At 70.1% G+C, this 24,121-nt stretch carries 26 protein-coding genes and 1 tRNA gene; 17 read left to right on the top strand and 10 right to left on the bottom strand.

What is annotated here, in order from left to right:
• Positions 1 to 33: 33 nt before the first annotated feature.
• Both JHW38_RS00865 and JHW38_RS00870 read right to left on the bottom strand, forming a co-directional pair.
• Positions 34 to 378 (bottom strand): hypothetical protein, encoded by a 345-nt coding sequence (locus JHW38_RS00865; RefSeq protein ID WP_207524162.1) that lies wholly within the window; start codon positions 376 to 378, stop codon positions 34 to 36.
• A 5-nt stretch (positions 379 to 383) separates the two neighbouring features.
• On the bottom strand, positions 384 to 578 hold the full coding sequence (locus JHW38_RS00870) for a hypothetical protein (RefSeq protein ID WP_207524163.1): 195 nt from the start codon (positions 576 to 578) through the stop codon (positions 384 to 386).
• Positions 579 to 764: 186 nt separating this feature from the next.
• On the opposite strand from JHW38_RS00870, the gene JHW38_RS00875 reads away from it, so the two are divergent.
• Positions 765 to 1,742: a Dyp-type peroxidase gene (locus tag JHW38_RS00875; RefSeq protein ID WP_207524164.1), complete on the top strand. Its 978-nt coding sequence runs from the start codon at positions 765 to 767 to the stop codon at positions 1,740 to 1,742.
• Between the two features lie 10 nt (positions 1,743 to 1,752).
• Here JHW38_RS00875 and JHW38_RS00880 read toward each other — a convergent pair whose 3' ends face one another.
• From JHW38_RS00880 to JHW38_RS00890, 3 genes are all read right to left on the bottom strand, one after another.
• A complete protein-coding gene (locus JHW38_RS00880) occupies positions 1,753 to 2,274 on the bottom strand; it encodes an AAA family ATPase (protein ID WP_207524165.1) in 522 nt (173 codons plus the stop codon).
• A 1-nt stretch (position 2,275) separates the two neighbouring features.
• Positions 2,276 to 2,653 carry a hypothetical protein gene (locus JHW38_RS00885; protein ID WP_207524166.1) on the bottom strand — a complete coding sequence of 126 codons (378 nt, stop codon included), beginning with the start codon at positions 2,651 to 2,653 and terminating at the stop codon, positions 2,276 to 2,278.
• 196 nt (positions 2,654 to 2,849) lie between these two features.
• Positions 2,850 to 2,926, bottom strand: a tRNA-Pro gene (locus tag JHW38_RS00890).
• A gap of 323 nt (positions 2,927 to 3,249) precedes the next feature.
• On the opposite strand from JHW38_RS00890, the gene hisS reads away from it, so the two are divergent.
• From hisS to JHW38_RS00905, 3 genes are all read left to right on the top strand, one after another.
• The gene (gene hisS, locus JHW38_RS00895) at positions 3,250 to 4,638 is read left to right on the top strand and encodes a histidine--tRNA ligase (protein WP_207524167.1); all 1,389 of its coding nucleotides are present in this window, start codon (positions 3,250 to 3,252) and stop codon (positions 4,636 to 4,638) included.
• A gap of 280 nt (positions 4,639 to 4,918) precedes the next feature.
• Positions 4,919 to 6,817, top strand: a complete 1,899-nt coding sequence (locus JHW38_RS00900) for an HAL/PAL/TAL family ammonia-lyase (RefSeq protein WP_428995279.1) — start codon at positions 4,919 to 4,921, stop codon at positions 6,815 to 6,817.
• Positions 6,818 to 6,872: 55 nt separating this feature from the next.
• The gene (locus JHW38_RS00905; protein ID WP_207524169.1) at positions 6,873 to 7,421 is read left to right on the top strand and encodes a prolyl hydroxylase family protein; all 549 of its coding nucleotides are present in this window, start codon (positions 6,873 to 6,875) and stop codon (positions 7,419 to 7,421) included.
• Positions 7,422 to 7,437: 16 nt separating this feature from the next.
• Here JHW38_RS00905 and JHW38_RS00910 read toward each other — a convergent pair whose 3' ends face one another.
• Complete coding sequence (locus JHW38_RS00910; RefSeq protein WP_207524170.1) at positions 7,438 to 9,288, bottom strand: sensor domain-containing diguanylate cyclase; 1,851 nt, start codon at positions 9,286 to 9,288, stop codon at positions 7,438 to 7,440.
• A 305-nt stretch (positions 9,289 to 9,593) separates the two neighbouring features.
• Between JHW38_RS00910 and JHW38_RS00915 the strand changes: the two genes are divergently transcribed.
• The 9 genes from JHW38_RS00915 to hisIE all read left to right on the top strand — a co-directional run bounded on the left by JHW38_RS00915 (position 9,594) and on the right by hisIE (position 17,410).
• Positions 9,594 to 9,911, top strand: a complete 318-nt coding sequence (locus JHW38_RS00915; protein ID WP_207524171.1) for a YerC/YecD family TrpR-related protein — start codon at positions 9,594 to 9,596, stop codon at positions 9,909 to 9,911.
• Positions 9,912 to 9,998: 87 nt separating this feature from the next.
• A complete protein-coding gene (gene hisG, locus JHW38_RS00920; RefSeq protein ID WP_207524172.1) occupies positions 9,999 to 10,916 on the top strand; it encodes an ATP phosphoribosyltransferase in 918 nt (305 codons plus the stop codon).
• Positions 10,917 to 10,930: 14 nt separating this feature from the next.
• Positions 10,931 to 12,280, top strand: coding sequence for a histidinol dehydrogenase (hisD, locus tag JHW38_RS00925; RefSeq protein WP_207526204.1), 1,350 nt, complete (start codon positions 10,931 to 10,933; stop codon positions 12,278 to 12,280).
• Positions 12,281 to 12,345: 65 nt separating this feature from the next.
• On the top strand, positions 12,346 to 13,464 hold the full coding sequence (gene hisC / locus JHW38_RS00930) for a histidinol-phosphate transaminase (RefSeq protein ID WP_207524173.1): 1,119 nt from the start codon (positions 12,346 to 12,348) through the stop codon (positions 13,462 to 13,464).
• Positions 13,461 to 14,597: a bifunctional histidinol-phosphatase/imidazoleglycerol-phosphate dehydratase HisB gene (hisB, locus tag JHW38_RS00935; protein ID WP_207524174.1), complete on the top strand. Its 1,137-nt coding sequence runs from the start codon at positions 13,461 to 13,463 to the stop codon at positions 14,595 to 14,597. The genes hisC and hisB overlap by 4 nt, the downstream gene beginning before the upstream one ends.
• On the top strand, positions 14,597 to 15,205 hold the full coding sequence (hisH, locus tag JHW38_RS00940) for an imidazole glycerol phosphate synthase subunit HisH (RefSeq protein WP_207524175.1): 609 nt from the start codon (positions 14,597 to 14,599) through the stop codon (positions 15,203 to 15,205). The genes hisB and hisH overlap by 1 nt, the downstream gene beginning before the upstream one ends.
• Positions 15,206 to 15,207: 2 nt before the next feature.
• Complete coding sequence (gene hisA, locus JHW38_RS00945) at positions 15,208 to 15,957, top strand: 1-(5-phosphoribosyl)-5-[(5-phosphoribosylamino)methylideneamino]imidazole-4-carboxamide isomerase (protein WP_207524176.1); 750 nt, start codon at positions 15,208 to 15,210, stop codon at positions 15,955 to 15,957.
• A gap of 11 nt (positions 15,958 to 15,968) precedes the next feature.
• On the top strand, positions 15,969 to 16,757 hold the full coding sequence (gene hisF, locus JHW38_RS00950; RefSeq protein WP_207524177.1) for an imidazole glycerol phosphate synthase subunit HisF: 789 nt from the start codon (positions 15,969 to 15,971) through the stop codon (positions 16,755 to 16,757).
• Entirely contained in the window at positions 16,757 to 17,410 is a 654-nt protein-coding gene (gene hisIE / locus JHW38_RS00955; protein ID WP_207524178.1) for a bifunctional phosphoribosyl-AMP cyclohydrolase/phosphoribosyl-ATP diphosphatase HisIE, read from the top strand. The genes hisF and hisIE overlap by 1 nt, the downstream gene beginning before the upstream one ends.
• Positions 17,411 to 17,608: 198 nt before the next feature.
• Here the strand turns inward: hisIE and JHW38_RS00960 are convergent, their stop codons facing one another.
• Complete coding sequence (locus tag JHW38_RS00960; protein WP_207524179.1) at positions 17,609 to 18,403, bottom strand: hypothetical protein; 795 nt, start codon at positions 18,401 to 18,403, stop codon at positions 17,609 to 17,611.
• A gap of 244 nt (positions 18,404 to 18,647) precedes the next feature.
• Between JHW38_RS00960 and JHW38_RS00965 the strand changes: the two genes are divergently transcribed.
• From JHW38_RS00965 to JHW38_RS00980, 4 genes are all read left to right on the top strand, one after another.
• The gene (locus JHW38_RS00965; RefSeq protein WP_207524180.1) at positions 18,648 to 20,297 is read left to right on the top strand and encodes a calcineurin-like phosphoesterase C-terminal domain-containing protein; all 1,650 of its coding nucleotides are present in this window, start codon (positions 18,648 to 18,650) and stop codon (positions 20,295 to 20,297) included.
• Entirely contained in the window at positions 20,294 to 20,887 is a 594-nt protein-coding gene (locus JHW38_RS00970; protein WP_207524181.1) for a YdeI/OmpD-associated family protein, read from the top strand. Before JHW38_RS00965 ends, JHW38_RS00970 begins: the two co-directional genes overlap by 4 nt.
• 168 nt (positions 20,888 to 21,055) lie before the next feature.
• Complete coding sequence (locus JHW38_RS00975) at positions 21,056 to 21,523, top strand: type II 3-dehydroquinate dehydratase (protein ID WP_207524182.1); 468 nt, start codon at positions 21,056 to 21,058, stop codon at positions 21,521 to 21,523.
• Positions 21,524 to 21,535: 12 nt separating this feature from the next.
• Positions 21,536 to 21,748, top strand: a complete 213-nt coding sequence (locus JHW38_RS00980) for a hypothetical protein (RefSeq protein WP_207524183.1) — start codon at positions 21,536 to 21,538, stop codon at positions 21,746 to 21,748.
• Between the two features lie 195 nt (positions 21,749 to 21,943).
• Here the strand turns inward: JHW38_RS00980 and mtnC are convergent, their stop codons facing one another.
• The 3 genes from mtnC to JHW38_RS00995 all read right to left on the bottom strand — a co-directional run bounded on the left by mtnC (position 21,944) and on the right by JHW38_RS00995 (position 23,962).
• Positions 21,944 to 22,639, bottom strand: a complete 696-nt coding sequence (mtnC, locus tag JHW38_RS00985) for an acireductone synthase (protein ID WP_207524184.1) — start codon at positions 22,637 to 22,639, stop codon at positions 21,944 to 21,946.
• 130 nt (positions 22,640 to 22,769) lie between these two features.
• Complete coding sequence (locus JHW38_RS00990) at positions 22,770 to 23,327, bottom strand: 1,2-dihydroxy-3-keto-5-methylthiopentene dioxygenase (protein WP_207524185.1); 558 nt, start codon at positions 23,325 to 23,327, stop codon at positions 22,770 to 22,772.
• Positions 23,324 to 23,962: a methylthioribulose 1-phosphate dehydratase gene (locus JHW38_RS00995; protein WP_207524186.1), complete on the bottom strand. Its 639-nt coding sequence runs from the start codon at positions 23,960 to 23,962 to the stop codon at positions 23,324 to 23,326. The genes JHW38_RS00990 and JHW38_RS00995 overlap by 4 nt, the downstream gene beginning before the upstream one ends.
• Positions 23,963 to 24,121 lie beyond the last annotated feature (159 nt).

Genomic DNA, 24,121 nt, shown 5'->3' on the forward strand with positions numbered 1-24,121 from the left:
CGACAACCGGCGCACCTCAGCGATCCCGTCAAATCACAGCTGCTGCACGTAACGCATCTGACAGACCCACGCGGAGACCGCCGCGAGCGCGAACGGCAACAAGACCGCCGCCAAGTCCGCACGCGTGCGCAAGCGCAAGTCGGTAAGGCAGAGCAGCACGCACAGCGCGCCCCACAACGCCGCCACGACCACCGAAGCCGCCGGAAACAGATGCCCGACGCGGTGCGGCAGATAGAGTTCGTAAGTGGAGGAGAGCATCAGGCTCAGTCCAGCCTGTACGCTCGCGCCGGCCAGGTTGAGTCGATACATCAAGCGCGAAGTCGCCGCATCGCGCCACATCGCCCGATCCATATTCACGCGTTCCCTGCGTGCATCCATACGTTTCAGCCCTTCGGCCGGCTCGCTCCGCACGACAGCGCGTACACCCGCACCAACTCGCGTTTCAGCGTCGCCTGGGCCTGGGCGACTTCGGCGTCGCGCAGGCGTTGCGGGCTCAAGGGCTCGCGCGGCCACGCCGGCGCGGCGCCGTCGGTCTCGGCCGATTGCTCGGATTCAGGAAGATCGGCTGGCCTGCGCATGCGCTCCGTCCATCGTTAAGTCCTGGCCGAATCTAGCACCGTGCGGGCGCGCGGCTCAAACCCGGGGCCCGGCCGTGCCGCGCGGAACGCGCGGATTTCGCTGCGTGCGGCGCTATCATCGCCGCCTGAACGCGGCTGCGGGGCGCACTCCGCAGCCGTCTTGCGCGAACCATCGAGAGGTAGCCCGTGGCATCCGTCGTCGCCCAACCCATCGTCGCAGGCCTGACCCGTTCGGCCGTGTTTCTCGTGGTGACCTTGCGGCCGGAGCCGCAGCATCGGCAAACCGTGCGCGCGCTGTGCGCCGATCTGGCCGGCCTGCTGCGTTCGGTCGGTTTCCGCGATCTCGACGGCCGCCTGTCGTGCATCCTGGCGTTCGGCGACCAGGCCTGGACGCGTCTGTTCGGCGCGCCCGCGCCGGCCGAGCTGCATCCGTTCCGCGCGATCGAAGGCAGCCATCGCGCGGTCGCGACTGCGGGCGATCTGCTGTTCCATATCCGCGCCGAACGCATGGACCTGTGCTTCGAGCTGACCCAGCAGATCCTCGCGCGCCTCGGCGATGCGGTGGACACGGCCGAGGAAACCCACGGCTTCCGCTATTTCGACCAGCGCGACCTGCTCGGTTTCGTCGACGGCACCGAGAACCCGGTCGACCAGGAAGCGCTCGACGCGGCCCTGGTCGGCGACGAGGATTCGGGTTTCGCCGGCGGCAGCTACGTGATCGTGCAGAAATACCTGCACGATCTGAAAGGCTGGGAAAACCTGCCGGTGGAGCAGCAGGAGCGCATCGTCGGCCGACACAAGCTGTCCAACGTCGAACTCGCCGACGCGGCCAAGCCTTCATACGCGCACAACGTATTGACGGTGATCGAGGAAGACGGCGAAGAACTCAGCATCGTGCGCGACAACATGCCGTTCGGCGACGCCAGCAAGAGCGAGTTCGGCACCTACTTCATCGGCTATGCGCGTTCGCCGCGGCGGATCGAGCGGATGCTGGAAAACATGTTCGTCGGCGACCCGCCGGGCAATTACGACCGTTTGCTGGATTACAGCCGCGCGGTCACCGGCTCGCTGTTCTTCGCACCGACGGCGACGTTCCTGGCGGAGGTCTCGGCCGACGACGAAGGCGAAGCGGCGGCCGACGCCGCGGTGGCGGCGACGGCGTAACCCGCGCCGGTCAGGCCGGCATCAGCGCAGGCAGGCCCAAGGCCTGCAGCAGGGCTTCGACGGTTGCGGCGACCGGGCCGGACGAATCGATCTCGACATCGGCCGATTCGCGCAGCAGCGGTTCGACCTGCGCGATCAGCTCGCGCAGCTTGGCCCGGTCTTGTTCGCGGTGGCCGTATTCGCCGGCGCCGCGTTCGCGCAGGCGCCGCAGCAGGCAGTCCTCGGGCGCGCTGAGCAGCACCACGGCATCGAAGCGCTCGTAGAACGCTTCCATGTTCGAGGCCGTGCCGGCGAGAAACCGCGGCGCGGCTGCGGGATCGGCCAGCAGCGCGGCGACGCGGTCTTCGCGCCAGACCCAGTCGCGGCCTTCGCCGGGCGTCAGCGCATCGGCGGGATCGGACTCGACCCAGTGCGACCACTGCGGCGTATCGAGGTCGATCGCATCGAAACCGCGTTCGCGCAGTTCGCGCACGGTCGCGGATTTGCCGGCGCCGGACAGGCCGGCGATCAGGACGCTGCGCAGCGGCTTCATCTCACCACCAGCGCCACCACGGCTTGCGCGGCGCGGGTTGCGGCGGCGGCCGTTCGGCTTGTCCCGGCATCGGCCGGCCGGGCAGGGTGGCCGCGGTCGCCGCGTCGACTTCGAACGCGGTGCCCATCTGCCGGTTGACCTGGGCCACGAACCCGGCCGGCTCGCGCATCCAGCCCGCGGCCAGGCGGGTCAGCACCATCGGCAACAGGGCATCGACGTCGGGATCGTCGCGGCGCATCTGCTCGAGCAAGGCGCGGTCGAGGATGCTGATTTCGCGCACGCCGTCTTCGCCGGCCCAGCGCATCTGCCGGTGCAGCAGCATGACCCAGTGGTTGGCGCGTTCCGGCGGCGACATCGTTGCGTAAGCGGGATCGAGCATGCGGCACCTGCGGCGGGCGGGGCGACGCGGAATCATCGCATTCGCGCCGGAGCGATCGCTGCGGCGCGCGGCCGCTGCCGCCGCTGCGCTGGAGCAATGCCGGACGCCGGCGAAGTCCGGCGTTGCGCCGGCGGCCGCGCCGAAAACAGCGCGCACAAAAAAACCGGCGCTGGGCCGGTTTTCTCGTACAAACGATTGGTCGGGGAGACAGGATTCGAACCTGCGACCTCTACGTCCCGAACGTAGCGCTCTACCAGACTGAGCTACACCCCGACTTCGTGAGCCGCAAATTCTAGCGGCGCTCACCGGGGCGTGCAAGAGGGGACGACAGAAAAGTTTCACTTCGATTGCGCCGCCGGTCCCGGACGGCCGGAAAACCGCGTCGTGGCGGGCTCGGCGCCGCATCGGCAAAGTCCGCGGCGGCGCCTTCCGGCGGCGGCGAGCGGCGATGCGTGCGCCATGGCCGCCCCGGAGCCGCGCAATCGCTAAACTAAGCGGCCTGCCGGCGACGCCCGCGGCGCGTCCCCGCCGGGGCGCCCGCCGCGCCCGTTCCGGGCCGTCCTTTCGCGTCTTTTGCTGTGATTTCGGAGTCCGTCTTGATCAAGCCCCGCACCCCGCCCGGCGTCATGGAGCTGCTGCCCCGCGACCAGATCGCGTTCCAGCGCATGCTCGACACGATCCGCCGCAATTTCGAACGCTTCGGCTTCCTGCCGGTGGAAACGCCGGTGATGGAACTGACCGAGGTGCTGCTGACCAAGTCCGGCGGCGAGACCGAGCGGCAGGTGTATTTCGTCGAGTCGACCGGTGCGCGCGCCAACAACGCGCAGGACGGCGACAGCCGCGGCACGCCCGAGTTGGCGCTGCGCTTCGACCTGACCGTGCCGCTGGCGCGCTACGTCGCCGAGCACGAGGCCGAACTGGCGTTCCCGTTCCGCCGCTACCAGATGCAGCGCGTGTACCGCGGCGAGCGCCAGCAGCGCGGCCGCTACCGCGAGTTCTACCAGTGCGACATCGACGTGATCGGCAAGGACAGCCTCAGCGTGCGTTACGACGCCGAGCTGCCGGCCTGCATCTACGCGGTGTTCTCCGAACTCGACATCGGCGCGTTCACCATCCAGCTCAACAACCGCAAGCTGCTGCGCGGCTTTTTCGAGGCCAACGGGATCGCCGACGGCGAGCTGCAGGCGCTGGTGCTGCGCGAGGTCGACAAGCTCGACAAGCGCGGCGCCGACTACGTGCGCGATGTCCTGATCGGCAGCAGCTTCGGCCTGGCCGAGGACGTCGCGGACCGGATCCTCGACTTCGTCGGCGTGCGCTCGGATTCGCACGCCGACGCGCTGGCCAAGCTGGCCGCGCTGGGCGAGGGCAACGACTCGCTGCGCCAGGGCGTGGCCGAGCTGCGCGAAGTGCTGGAGCTGATCCGCGCGCTCGGTGTGCCGGAGGCCAATTACGCGCTGAACTTCTCCATCGCCCGCGGCCTGGACTACTACACCGGCACGGTCTACGAGACCACGCTCAACGACTACCCGGGTTTGGGTTCGATCTGCTCGGGCGGGCGTTACGAGGACCTGGCCAGCCACTACACCAAGTCCAAGCTGCCCGGCGTGGGCATCTCGATCGGGCTGACCCGGCTGTTCTGGCAATTGCAGGAAGCCAAACTGGTCAGCACCGCCGACAGCAGCGTGCAAGTGCTGGTCACCCAGATGGACGACGCGCACCTGCCGCAGTGCCTGGCGCTGGCCAGCGAGCTGCGCGCGGCCGGGCTCAACACCGAGGCGGTGATGGAGCCGTCCAAGCTCGGCAAGCAGTTCAAGTACGCCGACCGCGCCGGCATCCGCTTCGTGGTCGTGCTCGGCGAGAACGAGATCGCCAAGGGCACCGCCACGGTCAAGGACCTGCGCCGCGAGGACCAGTTCGAAGTCGCGCGCAGCGAACTCGCCCGCACCCTGCGGGTCGAGCTGGAACAGTCGCGGGTCATGAAGTGACCCCACGGTGCGCCCACGGCGGCGAGCGCGCGCGCGTCCTGCGCGCGCGCCCGGCGTCGCGCGCGCACCGACATCGCTGTCGCCCTCGTCATTCGCCGCGCCGGCCCGTGCCGGCGCAGGCAGCACTATCGGCGCAAGCCGACACCCCCGCCGCGGTCCGCATCGTCCCGATGCGCCGCGGTTTCCTTTTGTCTGACGCACCGACTCCCGAGTATGCGCGCCGCCGATCCGCCGGCGCCGTGCAGATGATCGCCAGGGTGCGATGCGGAGAACCCCAGCTTTGAACAAGATCCGACTCGACGGCCGCTCGCTGACGCGGTCCCAGCTCGTGGCCGTGGCCTACGGCGCGCAGGTCGAACTGTCCGCCGAACAACTGCCGGCGGTGACCCGCGCGGCCGATTTCCTGGCCGAACAGGTGCGCCGCGAAGAGCCCATCTACGGCGTGTCCACCGGCTTCGGCAGCAACGCCGACCGCCTGCTCGGCGCGCACCACCTGCGCGACCAACTGCCCGGCGCGAAGCGCTCGCAGGAAACCCTGCACGAAGAACTGCAGCGCAATCTGATCGTCACCCACGCGGTGTGCGTGGGCGAAGCGTTCGCGCCGGAAATCGTGCGCGCGATGCTGTGCATCCGCATCAACACGCTGATGCGCGGCCACTCGGGCATCCGCGTGCAGACCCTGCAGGCGCTGACCCAGATGCTCAACGCCGGGATCGTGCCGGTGGTGCCGCAGCTGGGTTCGGTCGGCGCCAGCGGCGACCTCGCGCCGCTGTCGCATCTGGCCATCGTCCTGCTCGGCGGCGGCGAAGCCTTCTTCGAAGGCGAGCGCCTGACGGGCGCGCAGGCGCTGGCGCGCGCCGGCCTGGCGCCGGTGCAGCTGTCGTACAAGGAAGGCCTGGCGCTCAACAACGGCACCGCGCAGATGCTGGCCTGCGGCGTGCTGGCGCTGAACAAGCTGGAAGACCTGCTCGACACCGCCGACCTCGCCGCGGCGATGACCATCGACGCGTTCGCCGGGCGCCTGGGCGCGTTCGCGCCGGAAGTGCATGCGCTGCGTCCGCATCCGGGCCAGGTCAAGGTCGCCGAGAACCTGCGCAAGCTGCTCGACGGCTCGACCCTGGCCGACATTCCTTATCATTTGGTGCCGCGCTTCCGCCCGTGGCTGCCGCAGAGCTGGGACACCGAAGCGGCGCAGCAGCTGAGCTTCGACATCGGCTGGGACTGGGTGCCGTTCGGCCAGCGCCACGGCCGCGAAAAGTTCTACAACCGTTTCCGTCCGTTCCGCGGCGGCAAGAAGCACCAGCCGCAGGACAGCTATTCGCTGCGTTGCATTCCGCAGGTGCACGGCGCGGTGCGCGACGCCATCGCCCAGGCCGCGCGGGTGCTGGAGATCGAGCTCAACTCGCTGACCGACAACCCGATCGTATTCCCGGACGCGCAGGCCGAGCACGTCGAGCAGCAGGTGATCTCCGCCGGCCATTTCCACGGCATGCCGCTGGCGCTGGCGATGAGCTACGTCAAGGCCGCGATCCCGGTGCTGGCGAGCATTTCCGAGCGCCGCCTCAACAAGCTGGTCGACCCGGCCACCAACGACGGCCTGCCGGGCTTTTTGATCGGCAACGAGGACGCGACCGAGTCGGGCCACATGATCGTGCAGTACACCGCCGCGGCCATCGTCAACGACCTCGCCAGCCGCGCGCATCCGGCCTCGGTGTATTCGATTCCGACCAGCGCGAACGCCGAGGACCACGTGTCGATGGGCGCCAACGAGGCGCGCCACGTGCTGGCGATGGCCGACGACCTCGGCAAGGTGCTGGGCCTGGAGCTGTATACCGCCGCCCAGGCGCTGGACCTGCGCCGCGACATGATCAACGCCGCGCGCGATCTGGCCGACCGCGCCGACGCCGCGACCCTGGCGGCGAAGGTGTCCGGCGGCCCCGCGGCCGGCGCGGACGAGCACGCCGGCTTCCTCGCCGAAGTCGAAGGCTTGCGCGCCGAGCTGTCGGCGGCGGAGGAATTCCGCCCGGGCCGCGCGGTCGCGATCGCCCACGCCAAGCTGCGCGAATCGATCGCGTTCCTCGATCACGACCGCGCCCTGGACGGCGAAGTCGCGCTGGCCGTGCAACTGGTGCGCGACGGCAGCGTGCTGTCGGCGGTGCGCGCGGAAATGCAGGACTGATCCGCCCCGGCCCCTCCCGATCCCGGGAGGGGCCGTTTGCACTGGAACTGCCGCCATGCACCTCGTCCATCACACCGAAACCGCCTTCTCCGTGATCGGCCTGCTGACGCCGGCCGAATGCGCGGAGCTGGTCGCGCTGGCCGAAACTCATGGCTTCGAACCCGCCGGCGTGCGCACCGCCGACGGCGGGCAAAAATCGATGGCCCATGTGCGCAACAACGAGCGCGTGGTGTTCGAATCGCCGCCATGGGTCGAACGGCTGTGGCAGCGCCTGCAGCAGGCCGGCCTGCCGGCGCTCGACGGCGAAACCGCCAGCGGCCTGCCGCGCGCGCTGCGTTTCTACAAATACGGCCCGGGCCAGCGCTTCCGCATGCACAAGGACGGACCGTGGAGCGAAGACGGCCGCCTCAGCAAGCTGACCTTGCTGGTCTATCTCAACGAAGGCTTCGTCGGCGGCGACACCGCGTTCCGCGGCTTCCGGGTCGAACCGCGCGTCGGCGACGCGCTGCTGTTCGTGCACGACACCTGGCACGAGGGTTCGGCGGTGGAGCAGGGCGTGAAGTACGCGCTGCGTTCGGATGTGATGTACGCGCCGCCGGCCTGAGCCGGACGCGGCGCGCTCACGCCGCCGCCCCCCACATCCGCACGCAATCGCGCCCGCCGGCCTTGGCCAGATACAGCGCCTGATCGGCGAACTGCAACGCCGCCTCGACGCCCAGATCCGAATCCGGCGCGATCTCGTGCACGCCGATGCTGGCGGTGACCGGGATGTCGTGGCTGCGGCTCGGGCAGGGCTGCGCGCGCAGGCGCAGGCGCAGCGCTTCGGCCACCTGCGAGCCGGCGGCGAGGTCGTGGTCGGGCAGCACGGCGACGAACTCCTCGCCACCGAAGCGCGCCAGCAAGGCGTGGTGCGGCGCCAGCGTCTGCGAGATCAGGCCGGCGGCCCAGCGCAGGCATTCGTCGCCGACCAGATGGCCGTGGTGGTCGTTGATCTGCTTGAAGTGGTCCAGGTCGATCATCATCAGCGCCAGCGGCCGGCGCTGCCGGCGCGCGCGGTGCAGCAGCGATTCGAAGGCTTCGCGGAAATGGCTGCGGTTGTGCAGGCCGGTCAGGCCGTCGCGCTGGGCGGTTTCGCGCAGGCGGTCGTGGGCTTTCTCCAGTTGCGCCAGCGCCGTGCGCAGCTCGCCGGTGCGCTGCTCGACTTTCTGTTCGAGCTGGTCCTTGGCCTCGCGCACGATCCGCTCGTTCTCGTTGCGCAGCGAGGCGTAGCGGTAGCCCAGCGCCACCGACAGCAGCAGCATTTCCAGGGCCGAGCCGATCTGCACGCCGTATTCGGTGATGAACACCTTCGGCAGCAGGTCGAAGGCGATCGCCGCGAACATGCCGGTGCCGAGCAGGAACGCCGACCACGCCAGCAGGAACAGCCGCGCCGGCTTGTAGCCGCGGCGCATCACCACCACGGTTTCGACCGCGATCCAGGCGATGCTGACGAACACCGCAGCCGAGGCGATCGGGGTCACGATGCGGTACGGCGCCTGGGTCGCGATCAGCCCCAGCAGCACGAAGAAACCGATCATGCCCAGGCCGATGCGGTCGCCTAATCGCCAGCGTTGCGACAGCCCGAGGAAGGTGCGCGCGAACTGCTGCATGCCGACCTGGGCCAGGCAGATCGACAGCGGCACCGAATGGTCGGCCAGCCACGGCGAATCCGGCCACAGGTATTCGAAGCCCAGGCCGTTCAAGGTCAGCAGCACCAGGCCGAACGCGCAGATGTGGAACAGATACCAGAAGTAGCTCGAATCGCGCAGGCTCAGCCACAGCACCAGGTTGTAGAAGAACAGCGCCAGCAGGATGCCGTAGTAGATGCCGATGCCGAGCTGGGCGTCGCGCGCCAGTTCGGTGAAGGCGCTCGGCGTGTACAGGGTCAGCGGCACCTGCATCGAGCTTTGGCTTTGCACCCGCACGTAGACGTCGACGCGCTCGCCGACCGGCAGGTCGATCCAGAAGTTCGGGTGGCGGTAGCGGATCGCGCGCGAGGCGAACGGCAGGCTGTCGCCGCCGCCCTGGTGAGTGGCCAGGGCGCCTTCGCTGTGGGTGTAGACGTCGATCCGGTCGCTGAGGGCGAAGCCCTGCACCAGCAGCCAGCGCGGCGTGTCGGGGTCGGCGTTGCGCGCGGCGAAGTGGAACCAGTAGGCGCCGCGCTGGAAACCGAACGAGCTGTTGCCGCCGGGCAGCAAACGGAAGCGGCCCTGCACCCGCGCGAGTTCGGCGCCGGACAGGTCGAGGCGGCCGCCGGGGTCGTGGTAGTAGCCGGTGAACGGGGCGAGCGCGACTTCGCCGCTGTGGCGGTCGAGCGCGAGCAGGCTCTGCGCGGCGCCGGCCGGGCCCCAGCCCGACAGCGACAGGCACAGCAGCAGCAACAGCCGGAGCAGCAGCGACGGGCGCGCGGGGCGGGCGGGAGTCGTATTCATCTTCCTTGGGCCGAGACCTTCCTTGGACCTGCCGGCGCAAGCCGTCGCACCGGAAAGGGAGGGGCGGCGCGGCCGGCAGGACGGCGCGCGACGCGTGCCTGGATTCTTAACGCAAATTCCCCGGCGTGCAGGCCGGGTTGACGGACGGCGACCGGGACGGTTAATGTATTAACGCGTTATCACATTAATGCATTGGTCCCGGTCCGACCCGGGGCCGCGCCCCCGGCAAGCCGCGAGGCGGCCCTTTCGTTTCGGTTCCGCCCGCGTCCTCCGCCGTCCTTCCTGCCTCGTAGACCCGCCCCTCCATGAAACGCCGCGCCATCGCCTCCGTCGAAACCCAAGCCGCAGACGCGCTGAGCGAACTGGCCGCGGCGCTGTCCGGGCTGCGCACGCCGGAGCAGGTGCGCGCGTTTCTCGAAGACCTGTGCACGCCCGCCGAGCTGGAAGCGATGAGCGACCGCTGGCGGGTGGTGCCGCTGCTGGAGGAGGGCGTGCCGTACCGCGAAATCCACGAACGCACCCAGGTCAGCGTGACCACCATCGGCCGCGTCGCGCGGGTGCTCGAACGCGGCACCGGCGGTTACGCCGCGGCCCTGCACCGACGCGGCCTGCGACATCGCTGACGGCCCGTTCCGTCCGCCGCCGGTGCGCGCAGACCGGCTTCAGCCTCCGCCGCCGCCCGTCCCGTCTTTCTCCGAGAACCCACGTCCATGAGCCCTCCCGCCAGTGCCGCCGCGCCGCGCGACCGCCTGCGCATCGCGATCCAGAAGTCCGGCCGCCTCGCCGATCCGGCCCGCTCGCTGCTCGCCGCCTGCGGCCTGAGCTGGCGCGAAAGCCGCGACCGCCTGTTCTGCTACGGCGAAACCCTGCCGGTCGACCTGCTGCTGGTGCGCGACGACGACATCCCCGGCCTGATCGCCGACGGCGTCTGCGACCTCGGCGTGGTCGGCCGCAACGTGTTGCTGGAACAGGACGGCGACCGCCGCGGCAACGGCCGCGCGCCGGCGTTCCGCGAATGGCGCGCGCTCGGTTTCGGCGGCTGCCGCCTGTCGATCGCCGTGCCCGATGCGTGGCAGTGGCAGGGGCCGCAGGACCTGGCCGGCAAGCGCATCGCCACCAGCTATCCGGCTTTGCTGTCGCAGTGGCTGGCGCAGCAGGGCGTGGACGCGCAGGTGGTGCTGCTGTCGGGCTCGGTCGAAATCGCGCCGAGGCTGGGTCAGGCGGAGGCGATCTGCGACTTGGTCTCCAGCGGCGCGACCTTGTCGGCCAACCAGCTCAAGGCGGTGCAGACCCTGGTCGAAAGCGAGGCGGTGCTGGCCGGCCCGACCGAGCGCTTCGACGACGTGCGCGGCGAACTGGCCGACCTGCTGCTGCGCCGGCTCGACGGCGCGCTGCGCGTGCGCAACAGCAAGCTGCTGATGTTCCAGGCCCCGCGCGGGCTGCTGGCCGAGCTGCTGCCGCTGCTGCCGGACGCCGAACAACCCACGGTGATGCGCCTGGACGACGGCGACGATGTCGCCCTGCAGGCGCTGTGCCACGGCGCGGTGACGTGGCAGCGGCTGGAAGAACTCAAGCGCGCCGGCGCGCGCGGGCTGATGGTGCTGCCGGTCGAGGGCATGCTGGCATGAACGCGCCCGCCGCCATGCCGCGCTACGACTGGAACGCGTTGAGCGCCGACGAACGCGCCGGCGCGCTGCGCCGTCCGGCCCAGGAAACCCGTCAGGCCACCGCCGATACGGTCGCCGCGATCGTCGCCGAAGTGCGCGCCGACGGCGACGCCGCGTTGCGCCGTTTCGCCGAACGTTTCGACGGCGCCGCGCCCGCCGACTTCGCCGTCAGCGCGGCCGAATTCGAAGCCGCCGAAGCCGCCGTCAGCGCGCCGCTGCGCGCCGCCATCGACGAGGCCGCGCGCCGGATCGAACGCTTCCACGCCGCCGGCATGACCCCGGCCTACGCCCTGGACACCGCCGAAGGCGTGCGCTGCGAGCGCGTGCTGCGGCCGATCCCGCGGGTCGGCCTGTACGTGCCGGCCGGCTCGGCGCCGCTGCCGTCGACCGCGCTGATGCTCGGCGTGCCGGCGCGGCTGGCCGGCTGCCGCGAAGTGGTGCTGTGCACGCCGGCGCGCAAGGACGGCAGCGCCGATCCGGCGGTGCTGTGCGCGGCCCGGCGCTGCGGCATTGGCACCGTCTACAAGGTCGGCGGCGCCCAGGCGATCGCGGCGATGGCGTTCGGCACGCAAAGCATCGGCAAGTGCGACAAGCTGTTCGGGCCCGGCAATGCCTACGTCACCGAAGCCAAGCGCCAAGTCGCGTTGCTGGAAGGCGGCGCCGCCATCGACATGCCGGCCGGCCCGTCGGAAGTGCTGGTGATCGCCGACGCCGGCGCGCGCGCCGACTTCGTCGCCGCCGACCTGCTGTCGCAGGCCGAGCACGGCGCCGATTCGCAGGTGATCCTGCTCAGCGACGACGCCAGCCTGCTCGATGCGGTCGACGTCGAACTCGAAGCGCAACTGGCGCGGCTGTCGCGCGCCGACACCGCGCGCACCGCGCTGGCCAAATCGCGCTCGATCCGGGTCGACTCCATCGCCACCGCCCTGCAAGTCAGCAACCGCTACGCGCCCGAGCACCTGATCCTGGCCCTGCGCGACGCACGCGCGTGGCTGGCGCAGGTCGAGGCGGCCGGCTCGGTGTTCCTCGGCGACTGGGCGCCGGAAGCCCTCGGCGACTATTGCAGCGGCACCAACCACGTGCTGCCGACCAGCGGCGCGGCGCGTTATGCCGGCGGCCTCAACGTGGCCAGCTTCCAGGTCGCGATCACGGTGCAGGAAGTGCAGCCGCGCGGGCTGCTGGAAATCGGCCCCTGCGCGGTGACCCTGGCCGAGGCCGAGGGCCTGGACGCGCACCGCGAGGCGGTGGCGCTGCGCCTGGCCGCGCTGGAGCAGGCGGCGTCGGCGCAGCATGCGCACGCCCCGCCGCACCTGCGGCGCGCCTGAGCGAGTCCGCCCGGCCGCGTTCCGGACGAATGCACACTCTGTAGCGAATCAATATCGGCACTTCCATGTCCCAGACCCGCGACGACAACCCCCTCGACCTGCTGCGCGACGACCTGCGCGATTTCGCCGGCTACAAATCGGCGCGCAGCGACACCCGCAGCGGCCGGGTCTGGCTCAACGCCAACGAGGCCGCGTGGCCGAGCGTGGCCGACTGCGACGGCGCGGTGCGGCGCTATCCCGACCCGCAGCCGGCGGCGCTGCGCGCGGCGCTGGCGCGGCTGTACGGCTGCGCGCCCGAGCAACTGCTGGCCGGGCGCGGCAGCGACGAGGGCATCGACCTGCTGGTGCGCGCGCTGTGCCGCCCCGGCGGCGACGCCATCGCGATCGCGCCGCCGACCTTCGGCATGTACGCGGTCAGCGCGCGCCTGCACGGCGTACGCGTGGTCGAAACCCCGCTGCGCGACAGCGCCGACGGCTTCGTCTGCGATTTCGACGCGCTGGCCGCGACGGCCGAGCGCGAGGCCGCCAAGCTGGTGTTCGTCTGTTCGCCGGGCAATCCCTCCGGCACCCTGCAGCCGCTGGCGGCGATCGACGCGCTGGCGCAGCGCCTGAGCGGCCGCGCCGTGGTCGTGGTCGACGAGGCCTACATCGAATTCGCCGACGGCGCGTCGGCGGTGAGCCTGCTGCCGCGGCGGCGCAACATCGCGGTGCTGCGCACCTTGTCCAAGGCCCACGCCCTGGCCGCCGCGCGCATCGGCAGCACCATCGCCGACGCCGGCCTGATCGCCGCGCTGCAACGCTGCCAGGCGCCGTACCCGCTGCCGACGCCGTGCGTGAACCTGGCCCTGCGCGCGCTCGGCGAGGTGCCCGGCAATACCACCAAGGCGCGCGTGGCCACCGCGATGAGCGAGCGCGAGAAGCTGTACCAGGCGCTGCGCGCCTTGCCCGGTGTGCGCCGCGTCTATCCCTCGCAGGCGAATTTCCTGCTGGTGCGCTTCGACGACGCGCAGGCCGCGCTCGACGCCCTGCTCGACGCCGGCGTGGTGGTGCGCGACTTCCGCCACGCGCCGGGCCTGGGCGATGCGCTGCGCATCAGCCTGGGCACGCCGGAACAGAATTCGGCGGTGATCGAAGTGCTGGGCCGCGCGCTGCGCGCCGCGGCGGTCGCGGGAGCGGCCGCATGAGCGCGCTCAAGCCGATCCTGTTCGTCGACCGCGACGGCACCCTGATCGAGGAGCCGGCGGATTTCCAGATCGACAGCTACGCCAAGCTGCGCTTCGTGCGCGGCGTGATCCCGGCGCTGCTGAAGCTGCGCGACGCCGGCTACGAATTCGTCATGGTCACCAACCAGGACGGCCTGGGCACCGAGTCGTTCCCGCGCTGGGCCTTCGACGGTCCGCACCAGCTGATGATGCAGGTGTTCGAAAGCCAGGGCATCGTGTTCCGCGACGTGCTGATCGACACCAGCTTCGCGGCCGAAAACCTGCCCACGCGCAAGCCCGGCATCGACCTGGCGCTGCCTTTGCTGAAGGACCGCGGCATCGACTGGGAACGCTCGGCGATGGTCGGCGACCGCGAGACCGACAACGGTTTCGCCGCCAACCTCGGCATCCGCGCGTTCCAGCTGCGCACCGCGGAATTCGGCGGCGAATGGGAATGGACCGGCATCGCCCACGTGCTGGCCGAGCGCCCGCGCACCGCGCAGGTGACGCGCAACACCAAGGAAACCCGGATCCAGGTCGGCGTCGACCTCGACCGCGCCGCCGAGCCCCAGGTCGCGACCGGCCTGGGCTTCTTCGACCACATGCTGGAACAGCTCGGCAAGCACGGCGGCTTCGCCCTGGAACTGCGCTGCGAGGGCGACCTGCACATCGACGAGCACCACACCATCGAAGACAGCGCGCTCGCGCTGGGCCAGGCGCTGCGCGAGGCGCTCGGCGACAAGCGCGGGATCGGCCGCTACGGCTTCGAGCCGCGCCCGGGGCAGGGCGAGGCCGCGGCCGCGCCGGCCGCGCACGAATTCGTGCTGCCGATGGACGAGACCCTGGCGCGCGCGGCGCTGGATTTTTCCGGCCGGCCTTACTTCGTTTTCTCCGGCAGCTTCGCCCGCGACAAGGTCGGCGATTTCCCGACCGAGCTGCTGCCGCATTTCTTCCGGTCGTTGTGCGAAACCGCCGGGCTGAACCTGAATCTGAACGTGGAAGGTGATAACGATCACCACAAGATAGAGGCTTGTTTCAAGGTCGTCGCGCGCGCGCTGCGGCAGGCCATCGCCCGTCAAGGGCGCGAACTCCCGAGTACCAAGGGAGTTCTGTGATGACGGTTGTAGCTGTCATCGATTCGGGTGGGGGGAACATCGGCTCGGTGCGTTATGCATTGGAGCGGCTGGGTGCGCGGTCGATGCTGACCGCGGATCCCGCGACGATCGCCTCCGCCGATCGCGTGATCTTGCCGGGCGTGGGCGCCGCCGCCCCCGCGATGGCCCGACTGCGCGAACTCGACCTGGTCGACACGATCCGCCGCTTGCAGCAGCCGCTGCTCGGGATCTGCCTGGGCATGCAGCTGTTGTACGAGTCCTCGGAGGAGGGCGAGGTCGAATGCCTCGGACTCCTTTCGGGCCGTATCACCAGGCTGCCCCCCGGACCAGGAGTACGAGTGCCGCATATGGGATGGAATCTCCTTCAGAAGCATGAATCGGCCGTCGCCGACCGTTTGCTCGCCGGTATCGGCGAGCGCGATCAGGCCTATTTCGTGCACAGCTACGCCGCCCCCGTCACCGCCGACACCCTGGCCAGCGCCAGTTACGGCGCACGCTTCACCGCGGTCGCCGGGCGCGGCCGCTGCTTCGGCGCCCAGTTCCACCCCGAGCGTTCCGCCGCGGTCGGTTCGCGCCTGCTCGCCAACTTCCTGGCGTTGGAGGCATGAACATGGGCAACAGCACCCTCTACCCCGCGATCGACGTTCGCGACGGACGCGTCGTGCGCCTGCACCAGGGCGACTACGCGCAGGAAACCCGCTACGAAACCGAGCCGCTGGCCCTGGCCACGCGCTACGCCGAAGCCGGCGCCAAGTGGCTGCACCTGATCGACCTGGACGCCGCGCGCTACGGCGGCTACACCCTGGCGCCGCTGCTGCGCGCGATCACCACCTCCAGCTGGATGCGCGTGCAGACCGGCGGCGGCGTGCGCAGCGAGGCCGACGTGGAAGCCATCCTCGACGCCGGCGCCGACCGGGTCGTGGTCGGCTCGCTCGCAGTCAAGGACCCGGACCTGGTCATCGCCTGGCTGCGCCGGTTCGGCGCCGAACGCATCACCATCGCGCTCGACGTGCGCCAGAACGAGCAGGGCGAATGGGAACTGCCGGTGTCCGGCTGGACCGAGGACAGCGGCGTGCGCCTGGAGGCCTTGCTGCAGCGCTACGCCGAAGCCGGCCTGCGCCACCTGCTGTGCACCGACGTCTCGCGCGACGGCACCATGGCCGGGCCGAACCTGGACCTGTACAAGCACATCCGCGACATCGCGCCGGACGTGCAGTTGCAGGCCTCCGGCGGCATCCGCGACATCGCCGACATCGTCGCCGCCGACAGCATCGGCTGCTCCGGCGCGGTCCTCGGCAAGGCCTTGATCGAAGGCCGCTTCCAACTCACCGACGCCTTGAAGCAGGTCCGCCGTTGCTGAACTCCACGCCCATGCCGTCCACGTCGCTCAGCCGCCGTATCGTCCCCTGCCTCGACGTCCGCGACGGGCGCGTGGTCAAGGGCGTGCGCTTTCGCGACCATGTCGACATGGGCGACATCGTCGAGCTGGCGCTGCGCTACCGCGACGAAGGGGCCGACGAGCTGGTGTTCTACGACATCGCCGCCAGTCCGCAGGGGCGCAGCGTCGACCGCGACTGGGTCGAACGGGTCTCGCGCGCGATCGACATTCCGTTCTGCGTCGCAGGCGGCATCCGTTCGGTCGCCGACGCGCGCGGCGTGCTCAACGCCGGCGCCGACAAGATCTCGGTCAACACGCCGGCGCTGGAACGGCCCGAGTTGATCGGCGAAATCGCCGCCGAATTCGGCGTGCAGTGCGTGGTCGTCGGGATCGACAGCCTGCGCGACGCCGACGGCGAATGGCGGGTGCGCCAGTACACCGGCGACCCCTCGCGCACCCAGGCGCTGCCCAAGCGCACCCTGGACTGGGTGGTCGAGGCGCAGCGGCTCGGCGCCGGCGAGATCGTGCTGAACTGCATGGGCAGCGACGGCGTGCGCAGCGGCTACGACATCGAGCAGCTCAGCGCGGTGCGCGCGATCTGCGAGGTGCCGCTGGTGGCCTCCGGCGGCGCCGGCGCGATCGAGCATTTCGGCGAAGTGTTCCTGCAGGCCGACGTCGACGCCGCATTGGCGGCGAGCGTGTTCCATTCCGGCAGCATCCGCATTCCCGAACTCAAGCGCGCGCTGAGCGGGCAGGGCGTGCCGGTGCGCGAGCTGCACTGATGGACATCGCGTTGAGCCCGCACGAGATCGACGCCCTGGCCTGGGACAAGCAGGACGGCTTGCTGCCGGCGGTGGTCCAGGACGCCGACAACCAGCGCGTGCTGATGCTCGGCTACATGGATCGCGCCGCGCTGCAGACGACGCTGAGCAGCGGCCACGTCACCTTCTACAGCCGCAGCAAGCAGCGGCAGTGGACCAAGGGCGAAAGCTCCGGCCACTACCTGGATCTGGTCTGGATCGAGACCGACTGCGACCGCGACACCTTGCTGGTGCGCGCGCGGCCGCACGGGCCGACCTGCCACCTCGGCCGCGACAGCTGTTTCGCCCACGCTCCGGGCGCCAGGCTGGCGTTCCTGAGCGAGCTCGACGGCCTGATCGCCGAGCGCGAACGCACCCGCCCGGCCGGCAGCTACACCACCGGCCTGTTCGAACGCGGCGTGCGCGCGATCGCGCAGAAAGTCGGCGAGGAAGGCGTGGAGACCGCGCTGGCCGCGGTCGCCGAGGACGATGCCGCGCTGGTCGGCGAAGCCGCCGACCTGTTGTTCCACCTGCAGGTGCTGCTGCGCGCGCGCGGCCTGTCGCTGAGCGACGCGGTCGAGGTGTTGCAGCAGCGGCACGGCAAGCCGCATCGCGGGTTCAAGCCGGCGGAGTGACCGCCCGCTGATGTCCGCAATCTACCTGTAGGAGCGGCGCGAGCCGCGACCGCGAAAACTCGACTACGCCGCAACTCCCATCGCGCGAAATGCCTGCGGGCCGTAGCCCGGCGAACCTGCGCGGGCTGCGGCAAGGTCTGTTGCAGCTGCGTTGTCGCGGTCGCGGCTCGCGCCGCTCCTACAGGGGGCTTCGGCCGGTCAACTCACATCGTTCTCGAACGCCGCCCGCGCCAGCCCGCCGATGGTCACCGAACTGTCGCTGAGAAAGGTCTTCTCGAACCAGTTCAGCGTATCCCACTGATCGTCGATGCCCTTGTGCATGTACTCCTTCTGCAATTCGGAGTACGGCGACACCGGCCCCGGGCCGTTCTGCGGGATCTCGCCGGCCTGCTTCTTGTCCAGGTAGGTATCGACCATGATCCCGGACACGATGTTGTTCGACTTCTGCGTCTCCCAGCGCGCGCGCAGGTAATCGGCGGCGATGGCGAGGTTGGAATCGTAGAAATGGCCCGGCGTCCAGCGCAGGTCGCGCAACTGTTCGAACGCGCCCTGGATGTCGTCGCCGTGCGCGTCCATCGCGGTCTTGATGTAGGCGTCGACCTTGCCGCGGTCTTCCGGCGTCCAGGTGGTCGCTTCTTTCCTGTAATCGCCGATCGCGCCTTCGATGGTTTCGCGCGACGCCGCCGGCAGGTCGGGGTGGCGGTCGAGGATGTCCTGGCCGTACTGGTCGACCAACTGGGCGACGGTCGGCTCGCGTTCGGCCTTGCTGCGGCCGGGCAGGCCGTAGATGTTCAGTTGCACTTCCAGCGCGACCGCCTTGTCGATGGCGGCGCGGTCGTCGGCCAGTTGCGATGGCGCGACGCCGTTCTTGGCGTCGGTTTCGTACTTGGCGATGGCCTGGTCGGTCAGCTCCGAGGCGGTCGGCGGCTCCGGCGGCTCGGGGCGGTGGCGGTAAAGATCGGTGCGGGCGGCGGCATCCAACGAGGGCAGCATGGCGGTTCTCCACGCTTGGGGGGAGTCTGCGACGCTAGACCTGCGCGCGGCTTCGGACCATCCGGGCCGACCCTAGGCGTTTGTTAAACCGCCGCTGCCGTCGTCGAACCGCCGCGTCCGTCGCGGCGGCTTTGGGTCGGCCTCTGTCCGCGATTGCGCCCGCGACCGGCGAACGGTCCGATCAACCCAAGCCGCCGCCGCCGCGTCCGCCGCATAATGCCGGCTTCGTACCGGAGACCGTTCCATGCGCTTGCGCGTCTGCCTTCTCGCCGTGTCCCTGTGCGCCGCCGCGTCCGCGGCGCAGGCCCAGTCGTTGCCGCCGCCGTGCGAAGGCGGCACGGTGTTCGAGGACCGCAACGGCAACGGCCGCCGCGATCCCGGCGAGCCCGGGCTGGCCGGCCAGCGCGTCTCGGACGGGCGCCGCATCGTCCTGACCGACGCGCAGGGCCGCTACGTCCTGCCGCTGAGCGAGCGCAGCAGCCAGTTCCTGATCAAACCGGCCGGCTACCGCGTCGCCGCGCGCGCCGACAGCGGCCTGCCGGATTACTGGCTCAACGTGAGCTTGAGCGAAGCGCCGCCGCTGAGGTACGGCGGCATGCCGCAGGCCGCGCCGACCTGCCGCGACTACGCGCTGATCCCGCAGGCGCGCAACGCGCGCGGCGGCGACCTCGACGTGCTGGTGTTCGCCGACCCGCAGACCAAGAGCGCCGTCGACGTCGGCTATTACCGCCGCGACATCGTCGAACCGTTGCTGGCGCAGCGCAAAGGCAAGGCGCCGGTCGCCGATCTCGGCCTGAGCCTGGGCGACATCACCCACGACGACCTGTCGCTGTACCCGCAGCTCAACGCAGTCACCGCGAGCCTCGGCGTGCCGTGGCTGCACGCGCCCGGCAATCACGACCTCGACTTCGACGCCAAGCGCGACGAAGACTCGCTGCTGAGCTATCGCCACGTGTTCGGCCCCGACACCTACGCCTGGGAAGAAGCGCAGGCCAACTTCGTCGTGTTCGACGACGTGGTCTATCGGCCGGGTTCCAAGCCCGAATACATCGGCGGGCTGCGGCCGGAGCAGTTCGAGTTCCTTGAGGCGTATCTCGCCCATGCCGACAAGCGGCGCCTGTTGGTGCTGGCGATGCACATCCCGCTGTTCGACGCCGCGCCGGGCCGCGAAACCTTCCGCCATGCCGACCGCGAGCGCCTGTTCGGCCTGCTGCGCGAGTTCCCGCACGTGCTGGTGCTCAGCGGCCACAGCCACGCCCAGCGCCACGTCTATCACGGCGGCGACAGCGGCTGGCGCGGCGCGGCGCCGCTGCACGAGTACAACGTCGGCGCGGCCTGCGGCGCGTTCTGGTCCGGAGTGAAAGACGCCAACGGCCTGCCCGACACCACCATGAGCGACGGCACGCCGAACGGCTACGCGCGCCTGCGCGTGCGCGGCGACGCCGGTTACGCGTTGAGCTGGCATCCGGCGCCGTCGGCCGGACGCGCGCTCGATGCGGCCGCGGTCGCCAACGATTACCTGCGGCTGTACGCGCCCAAGACCCTGCGCCAGGGTTCGTATCCGATCCGCGGGATTTACGCCAACGTGTTCATGGGCCGCGACGACAGCCGCGTGGAATACCGCATCGACGGCGGCGAATGGAAGCCGATGCGGCGCGTCGAGCAAGCCGACCCGGCGCTGCTGGCCGAGAACGCGCGCGACGACGCCGCTACGCAACTGCGCAGCTTCGACCGCGCGCCCATCGCCACGCCGACGCCGCACCTGTGGAGCGCGCCGCCGCTGCCGACCGATCTGCCCGTCGGCGAGCACGCCATCGAAGTGCGCAGCTTCGACGCCTGGCAGGGCGAGCAGCGCCTGGGCAGTTCGTATCGCTTGATCGAGGCCGCGCCATGAGCGCCAAACCGACCGGACCGGCCGACGACCTGCCGGTGCTCGCGTTCGCCGATGCGGAAGCGTTCGAGCGTTGGCTGGAAACGCCGCCGGCCAAGACCGGGCTGTGGCTCAAGATCGCCAAGAAAGGCTGCGGCGTAGTTACCGTGAACTATGCGCAGGCGCTGGACGTGGCGCTGTGCCACGGCTGGATCGACGGGCAGAAGCGCAGCCTCGACGAGACCTACTTCCTGCAGCGCTTCGTGCCGCGGCGCGCGCGCAGCCTGTGGTCGCAGATCAACATCGGCAAGTGCGAGCAATTGATCGCGCAGGGCCGCATGCGCGCCGGCGGCCAGCGCGAGATCGACGCGGCCCAGGCCGACGGGCGCTGGCAGGCGGCGTACGCGTCGGCGAGCAAGATCGAGATGCCGGAGGATCTGGCCGCGGCCTTGGCGAAATCGCCGAAGGCGCGCAAGTTCTTCGATGCGCTCGACGGTTCCAACCGCTACGCGGTGCTGTGGCGGGTGACGACGGCGAAGAAGGCGGACACGCGCGCGGCGCGGATCGCCAAGCTGGTGGAGATGCTGGCGCGCGGCGAGAAGATCCATAAGTGAGGCGGGGCCGCCGCCCGGCGACCGACGCCGAAACCATACGCCCGCAGCCGCGCAAGAATTGATGCGGGCTTTACGCCCGCGACCGGCGGCCGGCATAGCGCGTTTACGCCCGCACTTCCTACAGTGACTCCCGTGGCGCACCGCTCCGAGTGCGCAGCGAGTCCGAACGTGTCGATCCTGATCTTGCGTGGTCCCAGCGGGCGTGGTCCGAACACCGGCGCGGCCGTCGATTCGATGGTCCCGCCGCTGGCCGGCGAAGTGCGCGCGACCCTGGTCGAGCGCGCCGCCGGCGCCGGCAAGGCGCTGGCTTTGCGCAGCTGCCGCAGCGAGCGCGAACTGGTGGACTGCATCCGCGGCATGCGCGCGGCCAACGCCGAACTGCTGCTGCTCGACCCGGGCGCCTGCGCGCCGGCCAGCGCCGAACTGCGCGGCGCGCTGGAGCAACTGGCGGTGCCGTACATCGAAGTCCACGACGACGACACCAACGCGCTGGAACCGAGCCTGGCCCCGGGCTGCGGCCGCCGCCTGCGCCTGATCCACGGCTACTCGGCGCAAAGCTACACCCTGGCGCTGTCGATCGCGCTGGAACACCTGGGCTGCGCCGAAAGCGGCAACGACATCCACGTCGGCACCTGAGCCGGCGCCGGCATGGACACGCATTACTGCTACTTCGCCGACTACGAAATCCTGGTCGGCGGCCGCTTCATCGTCTGGGGCCAGACCACGCTCGACTACGCGCCGAGCGCGCCGGGACGATTCGACCCGGCCGAACTGCTGGACTGCATCCGCCGCCGCGCCGCCGCCGAACACGGCGTGGAGCGCGACGAAGTGCGCGTGCGCAACCTGAGCCGCCTGCTGTAGCCCGGTGGGCTACCTGTAGGAGCGGCGCGAGCCGCGACCGCGACATCGCATACACGACAGACCCTGCCGCAGCCGTGCGATTTCACGGACTGCGGCTTGGGGCGTTTCGCGCGTTCGGAGTTGCGGCGTGGTTGGGTTTTCGCGGTCGCGGCTTGCGCCGCTCCTACAGGGAGCCCAGGTAGGCGCCGCGAATGCTCAGAGGACGATCTGGTCGAACGCCGTCGCGCGCGTATGCCCGTGGGTCGCGTCGCCTTCGCGCGGCTGCGGGTAGTCGTCGAGCCGGTCCAGCAGCACCGTGCCGAGGCCGGCTTCGCGCGCGGCGTCGAGTTCTTCGACCACGTCGGACAGAAACAGGATCTCGTCGCCCGGCAGGCCGATGCTGTCGCGGATGTGCGCGTAGCTCGCCGCTTCGCGCTTGCCGCCGACCTCGGTGTCGAAGAAGCCGGAGAACAGTCCGGTCAGGTCGCCGGCGTCGCTGTGGCCGAACAGCAGCCGCTGCGCCGGCACGCTGCCGGAGGAATAGACGTACAGGCGCAGGCCGGCGTCCTTCCACTGGCGCAGCGCCGGCGCCGCGTCGGGGTACATGTGCGAGGTGAAGTCCGCGCTCTTGTAGCCGTCGGCCCAGATCATGCCCTGCAAGGCCTTCAGCGCGGTGTGCTTGCGGTCTTCGTCGATCCAGCCCTGCAGCACCTCGACGATGACCGAATCCTGGCAGGCGCCGCCGTTCTCCAGCGCGACCGTGTCCAGCCACTTGCGCACGTTCGGCTCGCGCCCGCGCGCGGCGACGAAGCCCGGCAGGGCGCGGCGCGCATACGGGAACAGCACGTCCTTGACGAAGGAAATGCTGCTGGTGGTGCCTTCGATGTCGGTGAGGATGGCGCGGATAGGCATAGGGCTGGGAGATAGCGGATAGGAGTTGGGAGATAGCGAGAGGCGTGAAGCGGAAGCAGGGCGAACGGAGGGAGGAAACGGCTTTCGCTATCTCCCAGCTCCTATGCGCTATCTCCTGCTTCAACCCGCTTCAACCCGCCTGGCCGCGCTCGTAGCGCGGAAACTGCTGGGCGATATCGGTACCGGTGAAGTACCCGACCCAGCCGTCCGGCTCGGTGAAGAAGCGGATCGCGACGAAGCTCGGTTCCGGGCCCATGTCGAACCAGTGCAGGGTGCTGTCGGGCACCGAGATCAGGTCGCCCTGTTCGCACTTGATTTCGTAGACGTTGGGTTCGACGTGCAGGGTGAACAGGCCCGAGCCGGCGACGAAGAAACGCACTTCGTCTTCCTTGTGGTAGTGCTCGTCGAGGAACTTGCCCCGCATGGTTTCGCGCTGCGGGTTGTCCGGGGCGATGCTGACCACGTCGACGGTCTTGAAGCCGCGCTCGACCGTGATGCGGTCGATGTCGGCGCGGTACGCGGCCATGATCGCCTCGGGCGTGTCGCCCGGCTTGACCGGCTGGGCGGCCTGCCATTGCTCGAAGCCGACGCCGATCTTGGCCAGCTCGCGCGCGATCTCGCCCTGGTCGCTGGTGCTCAGCGTCGGCGCGTCGGGCTGGTCCTGGGGAAAAATACGCAAACGGCTCATCGGCGCAGCCTCCGCAGTTCGAGTTCGCAGCCCAGCAGGAATTCGAAGGCCTCCAGGTGGCGGCGGGCCTCGCCCATGTCGCGGCCCCACGCGTACAGGCCGTGGCCGTCGATCAGGTAGCCCCACAGGGTCTGCTGGTCCAGGGTGGCGTCGACCTGGGCGGCCAGGGTCGGCATGTCCTGGGTGTTCGGGTAGACCGGCAGGTCCAGCTCGGTGTCGTGGGTGGTGGTGCCGGCGAAGGCCTTGAGCAGCTCGTAGCCTTCCAGGTGCACGTGGCCCTGGCCGGCGTACAGGCGCGAGGCCACCGTCTGGGTCTGCGAATGGGTGTGCAGGACGCAGCCGATCTCGGGGTAGCGCTTGTACAACTGGGTGTGCAGCAGGGTCTCGGCGGACGGGCGGTGGCGGGTCGCCACCGGCGCGCCGTCCAGGTCGACGACCATGATGTCTTCTTCGGTCAGCCGGCCCTTGTCGCGGCCGGAGACGGTGATGGCGACGTGCCCGGCATCGATGCGGCGCGAGAAATTGCTGCTGGTGGCCGGGGTCCAGCCGCGCTGGGCGAGCTCGCGCACGTTGACGATGATCTCGCCGGCGCAGTGCGCCAGGCGCTGCGGGTCGTAGGGCAGGGGGCTGTTCATGCCGGTCAGTTTAGCGCCGGGATGTGGCGCTTGCCGCGTTTTTGGCATAACGCAGCGTTATGGCGGCAGAGCCGGCAAGCCGCCCCGGGCGGGCCGGAGCCCGGGCGGAAGCGCCTTCAGGCCCGGTGCTTTCGCCTCGGCTCGCCGCGACGGCAGCGC

Source organism: Lysobacter enzymogenes, from assembly GCF_017355525.1.
Lineage (GTDB): Bacteria > Pseudomonadota > Gammaproteobacteria > Xanthomonadales > Xanthomonadaceae > Lysobacter > Lysobacter enzymogenes_C.